The organism is Streptomyces sp. NPDC060027, assembly GCF_042737005.1.
In the GTDB taxonomy this organism is placed as follows: domain Bacteria; phylum Actinomycetota; class Actinomycetes; order Streptomycetales; family Streptomycetaceae; genus Streptomyces.
This window is the reverse complement of record NZ_JBHWVI010000106.1, coordinates 21,776-28,996: the sequence shown is the minus strand read 5'-3', so window position 1 is coordinate 28,996 and position 7,221 is coordinate 21,776. Positions and strand designations below refer to the sequence as shown.

Below are 7,221 nucleotides of genomic sequence, written 5' to 3'. Positions count from 1 at the left end.
CCGCCGCCTACCGGACCGCCACCCTCACCCTGACCGAAACCACCCGCGACAACGAATCACTGACCCTGCAGATCCCCAGCGACGGCAGCCAACGCAACCTGCGCACCATCCTCGACCGACTCGACACCGCCGGCATCGAAGCCGACGAACTGACCGTGCACACCCCCGACCTCGACGACGTCTTCTTCGCCCTCACCAGCAACACCACCCTCCCCAACCAACAACCCAACCAGCCGAACCAGCAGCCCAACCCGCCCAAGGAGACCGTCCGATGAGCACCCTCTCCCTCGCCGTACGCGACTCGACCACGATGCTCCGCCGCAACCTCCTGCACGCCCGCCGCTACCCCTCCCTCACCCTCAACCTGCTGCTCACCCCCGTGATGCTCCTGCTGCTGTTCGTCTACATCTTCGGCAACACCATGAGCGGTGGCGCGGGCCGCTCCGCCTACATCGCCTACATCGTGCCGGGCATCCTGCTGATGACCATCGGGTCCACCGTGGTCGGCACCGCGGTGTCCGTTGCCACCGACATGAACGAGGGCATCATCGCCCGCTTCCGCACCATGGCCATCCACCGCGGAGCCGTGCTCTTCGGGCACGTCGTCGGCAGCGTGCTGCAGGCGATCGTGAGCGTGGTCCTCGTCGGCGCGGTCGGCGTCGCCATGGGCTTCCGCTCCACGGACGCCACCGTTCTGGAATGGCTGGCGGCGTTCGGGCTGCTCGCGTTCTTCGCCCTGGCGTTCACCTGGATCGCGGTCGGCATGGGCATGGGCAGTCCCAACGCCGAGGCGGCCAGCAACAGCGCGATGCCGCTGATCCTGCTGCCCCTCATCTCCAGCGCCTTCGTCCCCCTGGACTCCATGCCGGGCTGGTTCCAGCCGATCGCCGAGTACCAGCCCTTCACCCCCGCCATCGAGACCCTGCGCGGACTCCTCCTCGGCACCGAGATCGGCAACAACGGCTGGATCGCCCTCGTCTGGTGCCTGGCCCTGAGCGTCCTCGGCCACCGCTGGTCGAAGGCACAGTTCGACCGCGACCCCGAATAGACGCCATGGCAACGCGTCCCGCCACCCGCGGACAGGGACCAGGACAGGGGCAGGGGCAGGGGCAGGGAAACGCGGAAGGGGTGCCACTCCGGAGAGTGGCACCCCTTCTTACTTACTCGCATCCTCCGGTCGGTCACCCGGCCGGGGTCGGTACCAGCTGGGTCAGTGCCCGGCCGGGTCAGTACCAGGCACTGCAGATGGTCCGGTGACCGCTGGTGTCACCACATGCCCGCACCTTGTGCGGCGAGCCGTCGTACAGCAGGTCGTTCTGCGGCGTCTGCGTGGACCTCGACGAGTTGGTCGTGTACTGGCGCGCGGTCCAGCTGCTCCCGCCGTTGATCGAGTCGTCCAGCCACACCCGCGCGTGGGAGGCGCTGGCGCTGCCGGAGATGATCCCCTTGACGTAGTCGTGCCCGTCCGGACACCGCCAGACCTGAAGGATGACCGTGTCCCCGCTGCCCGAGGCCGTCCTCTGCTTCGAGTACGTGCAATCCCCGGTGCCGTACGCGCTCGCCGTACCGCTGGTGGCCACCACGCCGCCGACAGCCACGGCGAAAGCTATGGCGATTCTGGCGATCGTCTTCTTCATTTCGCACCCCGTTCCTTCGTCACGCATCGCAGCGTGAACCCCTCGGGTCAAGTGAGGGGTTGTGCCCGATCCTATCCTTCAAGATCATCCGGCTGGACCCCGTGCGGTACGGGAGTCGCTCCGTGCGAGGGACCATCTGTCCGATTCAGCTGGGCCTTTGAAGGTGAGGAGAGGGGGCGGAGGGCGGTACACAGCAAGGGCGGGGGGTCCCACCGGTGCTCCGGCCGGCCCGCGCCGTCGAGTCCATCCCGGGTGCCATGCTCTGCCCCATGAACGCCGAAGAGTTCTGGAACCTGATCGAGCGGGCCCGCGACATGGCCGCCGACCTGGCCGACGCCGAGGACATCGCCGAGCAGGCCACCGTGCTGCTGGCCGGGTGCACCCCCCAGGACATCCTCGACGCCGAGCGGGTCCTGCGGGAGTTGACGGCCGCGTCCGACCGGGCTCCCCTGTGGACCGCGGCCTGGGTCATCAGCGGCGGCGGCCCCTGCTTCGACGAGGGTTTCGACTACTTCCGCGGATGGCTGATCGCCCAGGGCCGCGAGGTCTTCGAAGGCGCCGTCGCGGACGCCGACCGGCTGGCCGAACTCCCGGAGATCCGCGCGTCGGCGCCCGAGGGGATCGAACCCGACGGCGAGGGGATCCTCGGCATCGCCCAGGACGCCTACGAGAGAGCGACCGGCGCCGAACTGCCCGAGGACGCTTTCACCTTCGACCACCCCGCGGTCGGTCCGGACCTCGACTTCGACGACCGTGAGCGTATGAGCGCCCTGCTGCCCCGGCTCACCGCCCTGTACCCGGGCTGAACCGGGCCGGCCCGCGACCACGACGGTGGCCGAGTCGGTGGCCGCGTCGGTCGCCGAGCCGGTGGGGACGAGTTTGTCGTCCAGTCCTTCAGAAGCGGACGAGCCGGGAGAGATGAGGTGCACGCGGAAGGGGTGCCCCTCCGGAGAGAGACACCCCTTCTGACCTGCAACCTTCTGAACTGCTACGCGGTGGGTGTGGGATTTGAACCCACGGTGACTCGCGCCACGACGGTTTTCAAGACCGTTCCCTTAGGCCGCTCGGGCAACCCACCCCGCGCCGCCGGTGATCGATGGCGCGGGGACAAGAGTAACGGGTCGGATGCCCGACGCGGGGGTCAGCTGTCGCCCTCTCGGGAGGCGAGTGTGACGTCGGCCGTGTGGGTCTTGCCGTCGCGCGTGAAGGTGAGCTTGACGGTGTCGCCGGGCTTGTGGGTCCAGATCGCCCCGATGAGGGTCGGGCCGCTGTCGATCACCATGTCGTCGAGCTTGGTGATGACATCGCCGGGCTTCAGACCCGCCTGGGCGGCGGGTCCGCCGGACTCGACCGCGGCCGAGCCGCTCGCGCCCTGCTCGGTGATCTCCGCGCCGCCCGTGCCCTCGTTCAGGGAGACCGCAGCGCCGATCTTCGCGTACACCGGCTTGCCGGTCTTGATCAGCTGCTGGGCGACGTACTTGGCCTGGTTGACCGGGATGGCGAAGCCCAGGCCGATGGAGCCGGACTGGCCGGAGCCGCCGAGTCCGCCGCCGCTCGACGACTGGATCGCGGAGTTGATGCCGATGACCGCGCCCGAGGCGTCGAGGAGGGGCCCGCCGGAGTTGCCCGGGTTGATCGAGGCGTCCGTCTGCAGGGCGCTCATGTACGAGGCCTTGCTGCCGCTGCTGCCGTCGCTGGATGCCACCGGACGGTTCTTCGCGCTGATGATGCCCGTGGTCACCGTGTTGGAGAGGCCGAAGGGCGCGCCGATCGCGATCGTGGAGTCGCCGACGGCCACCTTGTCGGAGTCGCCGAGCTGGAGCGGCTTCAGGTCCGAGGGCGCGTTCTTCAGCTTGATGACCGCGACGTCGTAGCCCTGCGCGTGGCCGACCACCTCGGCGGCGTACTTCTTGCCGCTCGAGAAGGTCGCGGTGAGCTTGCCGCCGTCGACCGCGTCCGCCACCACGTGGTTGTTGGTGAGGATGTGGCCCTGCTTGTCGAAGACGAACCCCGTGCCGGTGCCACCCTCGCCGTTGCTGCTCTGGGCCTCGATGGTGACGGTGCTCGGCAGCGCCTGGGCGGCCACGTTGGCGACCGTGCCCGAGGCCCGCTTCACCTCGCCGCTGCTGCTCGGGGCGGAGACCGTCGTCGAGTCGGTGGAGTCGTCGTTGTTCTTGGCCAGGGAGTAGCCGAGGCCGCCGCCCACGCCACCGGCGACCAGCGCGGCCACCAGGATCGCGGCGACCAGGCCGCCGCGCCCGTTCTTCGGCTTCGGCTCGGGCTGCTGGTAGGAGGAGCCCCAGCCGCCGGCTCCCGAGCCACCGCCGTCGGCGTACGACGGAGTGGCGGGCGGCGGAGGCGGCCAGCCCGCCTCGGGCGCGGAGCCCTGGGCCCCGGCTTGCTGCCCGTAGGGGTCATGCCCCTGTCCGGCTCCGGCCGACGCGTACGCCGGCATGCCGGCGGGCGCCGACGCGTGCTCCGGTGCGCCGGGGGCGCTGGGCACCGCGGGGATCGGAGCCGTCGGCTCGCTCCCCGTATGCGAGGCGCCCTGCGCGGAAGCAGCGGGAGTTTCCACCGGCACAGGAGGTGCGGACGGGGCCGGGGGTACTGCGTTGCCCTCGTTCTCGGTGCTCACAGCTCTTCTCCTCGATCCACGGCTGTTGTTCTCGGTCGCACGCGGTCACGCCCACTCACATTTGTCGATGGCCCGGCGCGATGCAGCTGTGCATGTGCTTTTGTACGCCGACAGCTTTTCCCACGAGGCGTCAGGGCACCATAAGCGGTGGCTGTGCGTCCAAGACCATCCTTTATAACGGACCTTTAATGCCAAAGGGGTCGAATTGCGACGTATCTCACCTCACGCCCGCACCGCGACGGTGGCACCATGACGCGGTGACCCTCGCACGACAGCACCCGATTCAGGTCGTCGCCCACCGCGGAGCCTCCGAAGAGGCCCCGGAGCACACTCTGGCCGCGTACAAGAAGGCGATCGAGGACGGCGCGGACGCCCTCGAGTGCGATGTACGACTGACCGCCGACGGCCATCTCGTCTGTGTCCACGACCGCCGCGTGAACCGGACGTCCAACGGCCGCGGAGCCGTCTCCGCCCTGGAGCTCGCCGAACTCGCCGCCCTGGACTTCGGATCCTGGAAGAACCGCGACGAGTCGCCCGACTGGGAATACGCCCCCGGCGGTCTCGAGGACACCTCCGTCCTCACCCTGGAGAGACTGCTCGAACTCGTCGCCGACGCCGGCCGTCGCGTCGAGCTGGCCATCGAGACGAAGCACCCCACGCGCTGGGCGGGCCAGGTCGAGGAGCGGCTGCTGCACCTGCTGAAGCGCTTCGGCCTGGACGCCCCCCGGTCCGCCGACGATTCCCCGGTGCGTGTCATGAGCTTCTCGGCGCGGTCGCTGCACCGCGTCCGGGCCGCGTCCGCGACCCTGCCGACGGTGTATCTGCTCCAGTTCGTCTCACCCCGGCTGCGGGACGGACGACTGCCCGCGGGTGTCCGGATCGCGGGCCCCTCGATGCGGATCGTACGCAGTCACCCCGGGTACATCGAGCGACTGAAACGAGCCGGACACCAGGTCCATGTCTGGACCGTGAACGAGCCCGAGGACGTCGATCTCTGCGTTGAACTGGGCATCGACGCCATCATCACCAACCGCCCGCGCGCCGTGCTGCGTCAGTTGGGCCGCTGACCTGGCCTGCCGCAGGGCGGGCACCCCACGGAAAACACCAGGATCGCCCATCGAGAACCATCGAATATCGGCCACCCGATCACAGGGAGTGCTCCGGCGCGTTCGTTCCGCATTCGATCGTTACGAGTGCGTCAGCAGACGTTGATTGGCCGGTTTCCGGTCCAGTCCAAAGGGGCATTCACACCGTGGCGTGGGGCAAAGGAGGTCTCGGGGGTGGCGTTGGTGGTGGCACAGGAGGTGCCCACGTCGTCGAGCATGGCCGTACCTCATGGCCCTGCGGGCGTGGGGGAAGCAAGACACCGGATGCGTGATCAACTCCGCTCCGGCGGTGTGGCGGAAACGGTCATCGACGACGCCGTACTGATCCTTTCCGAACTGCTCAGCAACGCCTGCCGACATGGCAGGCCCCTGGGTGACGCCCTGGCGGGCGACGGCGACGTGCGCGCGACATGGCGCGTCGACCCGGCGGGACGGCTGACGGTCGAGGTGACGGACGGCGGTGGTCCGACCCGCCCCGTTCCCGCCACGCCCTCGGTCACCGCACGCGGCGGCCGCGGGCTGAACATCATCACGGCGCTGGCCAAGGACTGGGGTGTCCGGGACGACATCCACGGCGAGGTCACGGTGTGGGTGGTCATCCAGGACGACGTGGAAACGGCGCGCCGGCACGACGACTTCGCTACGCGCGTCGCGTCACCGAGGGTGTCCGGGATATCCGACCTGGACTTCACGGACGCCTTCGACGATCTGGACTGAGGCGTACGCCGACCGAAGTGCCGGGTCCAGGACGACGCGGTGCGTTGTCCACAGGATCCCGTCGGCCCCCGTACGAACGGCTAGGCTCGCGCCAGTACGAGACGAGCCGTGATCGGGAGACACCCACGATGGCCAAGAAGCGACCTCAGACGAAGGCCAAGCAGCCGCAGCCGAAGGACGGCGGCGAGATCCCGGTTGTCGGCGCTCGCGAGCCCTGCCCCTGTGGCAGCGGCCGCCGCTACAAGGCCTGCCACGGCCGAGCTGCCGCGCACGCCGTGACCGAGCTGGTGCACCGCCCGTTCGAGGGCCTGCGGGGAGAAGGGGACTGGATCGCGCTGCGCGAGCTGGTGCCCGCCGCGACGGTCGAGCTCAAGCTCAAGGAGAGCCTGCCCGAGGGCGTCCCCTCGGTCACCCTCGCCACCGTCCTGCCGATGGCGTGGCCCGCGCTGCGCCGCGACGACGGCTCGGTGCTGCTCGGCCTGCAGAACGACACGGCGTCCGGCGACATCAGCCGCGACCTCGCCGACACCCTCCAGCGCGCGCTCACCGCGCCGCCCGGCACCCCGGTCGAGGGCCGGCGCGCCCCGGCCGACGGTCCGCGGCTCCAGGACCTGCTCGACCCCGAAGGCACGTTCGAGCCAGTTGTGCACAGCGGCTTCGAATTCTGGGTCCCCGACGCGGAGAACGCGACGGCCGAGGTGACCGCCTCGCTGGAGCGGGCCAACGCCGCCGCCATCCCGACCGTGAAGCTCTCCGGGGTCGACGCCGCCTACTGGTGCGAGACGCCCGACAAGAACCACCTGCGCTGGGTCATGCCGTACGCGGAGGAGCAGCTTCTGGACGCCCTCGCGCGCCTGCACGCGGCGGGCCGTTCGAGCCTCGGGGAGGGTACCCGGCTGGTCGGCTCCTTCCGGGCGCACGGTCTCACGGTGCCGGTCTGGGACCTGCCGACCGGTGTCACCGCGGACGACATCGAGAAGCCGGCGGCCGAGTTCGCCGAGCGCCTCACCAGCGCTCTGGCCACGGACGCGCCGCTGACGGCGGACGAGCGCCGCGCGCGCGGGGGGCTCACCAACCGACAGGTGACGCTCAGCTGACACACAGCGGACCCACAGGCCCCGGAGAC

The 7,221-nt window shown here is 69.8% G+C and carries 7 protein-coding genes, 1 tRNA gene and 1 pseudogene; 6 read left to right on the top strand and 3 right to left on the bottom strand.

Features of this window, described 5'->3' with window-relative positions; genetic code table 11:
* Together ACFWBT_RS24695 and ACFWBT_RS24690 are read left to right on the top strand one after the other, a co-directional pair.
* A pseudogene (locus ACFWBT_RS24695) lies at positions 1-275 on the top strand (ABC transporter); the annotation flags it as partial.
* Complete coding sequence (locus tag ACFWBT_RS24690) at positions 272-1,048, top strand: ABC transporter permease (RefSeq protein ID WP_385704002.1); 777 nt, start codon at positions 272-274, stop codon at positions 1,046-1,048. The pseudogene ACFWBT_RS24695 and the gene ACFWBT_RS24690, both read left to right, overlap by 4 nt.
* A gap of 178 nt (positions 1,049-1,226) precedes the next feature.
* Here the strand turns inward: ACFWBT_RS24690 and ACFWBT_RS24685 are convergent, their stop codons facing one another.
* Positions 1,227-1,637 (bottom strand): hypothetical protein, encoded by a 411-nt coding sequence (locus tag ACFWBT_RS24685; RefSeq protein ID WP_385704001.1) that lies wholly within the window; start codon positions 1,635-1,637, stop codon positions 1,227-1,229.
* 269 nt (positions 1,638-1,906) lie between these two features.
* Between ACFWBT_RS24685 and ACFWBT_RS24680 the strand changes: the two genes are divergently transcribed.
* Positions 1,907-2,443: a DUF4240 domain-containing protein gene (locus ACFWBT_RS24680; RefSeq protein ID WP_385703998.1), complete on the top strand. Its 537-nt coding sequence runs from the start codon at positions 1,907-1,909 to the stop codon at positions 2,441-2,443.
* 187 nt (positions 2,444-2,630) lie between these two features.
* On the opposite strand, the gene ACFWBT_RS24675 is transcribed toward ACFWBT_RS24680, so the two are convergent.
* A tRNA-Ser gene (locus ACFWBT_RS24675) sits at positions 2,631-2,715 on the bottom strand.
* A gap of 63 nt (positions 2,716-2,778) precedes the next feature.
* Positions 2,779-4,272 (bottom strand): S1C family serine protease, encoded by a 1,494-nt coding sequence (locus tag ACFWBT_RS24670; RefSeq protein ID WP_385703995.1) that lies wholly within the window; start codon positions 4,270-4,272, stop codon positions 2,779-2,781.
* A 257-nt stretch (positions 4,273-4,529) separates the two neighbouring features.
* On the opposite strand from ACFWBT_RS24670, the gene ACFWBT_RS24665 reads away from it, so the two are divergent.
* From ACFWBT_RS24665 to ACFWBT_RS24655, 3 genes are all read left to right on the top strand, one after another.
* Positions 4,530-5,339, top strand: coding sequence for a glycerophosphodiester phosphodiesterase (locus ACFWBT_RS24665; protein ID WP_385703994.1), 810 nt, complete (start codon positions 4,530-4,532; stop codon positions 5,337-5,339).
* 126 nt (positions 5,340-5,465) lie between these two features.
* Positions 5,466-6,095, top strand: coding sequence for an ATP-binding protein (locus ACFWBT_RS24660; RefSeq protein ID WP_266760463.1), 630 nt, complete (start codon positions 5,466-5,468; stop codon positions 6,093-6,095).
* A gap of 128 nt (positions 6,096-6,223) precedes the next feature.
* On the top strand, positions 6,224-7,192 hold the full coding sequence (locus ACFWBT_RS24655; RefSeq protein WP_385703990.1) for a DUF5926 family protein: 969 nt from the start codon (positions 6,224-6,226) through the stop codon (positions 7,190-7,192).
* The last annotated feature ends 29 nt before the right edge of the window (positions 7,193-7,221 follow it).

What these genes read in the sequence shown, in the direction of transcription:
- ACFWBT_RS24655 (WP_385703990.1), top strand. Translation starts at nt 6,224, where the DNA reads ATGGCCAAGAAGCGACCTCAGACGAAGGCCAAGCAGCCGCAGCCGAAG.
- ACFWBT_RS24685 (WP_385704001.1), bottom strand. Translation starts at nt 1,637, where the DNA reads ATGAAGAAGACGATCGCCAGAATCGCCATAGCTTTCGCCGTGGCTGTC.
- ACFWBT_RS24680 (WP_385703998.1), top strand. Translation starts at nt 1,907, where the DNA reads ATGAACGCCGAAGAGTTCTGGAACCTGATCGAGCGGGCCCGCGACATG.
- ACFWBT_RS24690 (WP_385704002.1), top strand. Translation starts at nt 272, where the DNA reads ATGAGCACCCTCTCCCTCGCCGTACGCGACTCGACCACGATGCTCCGC.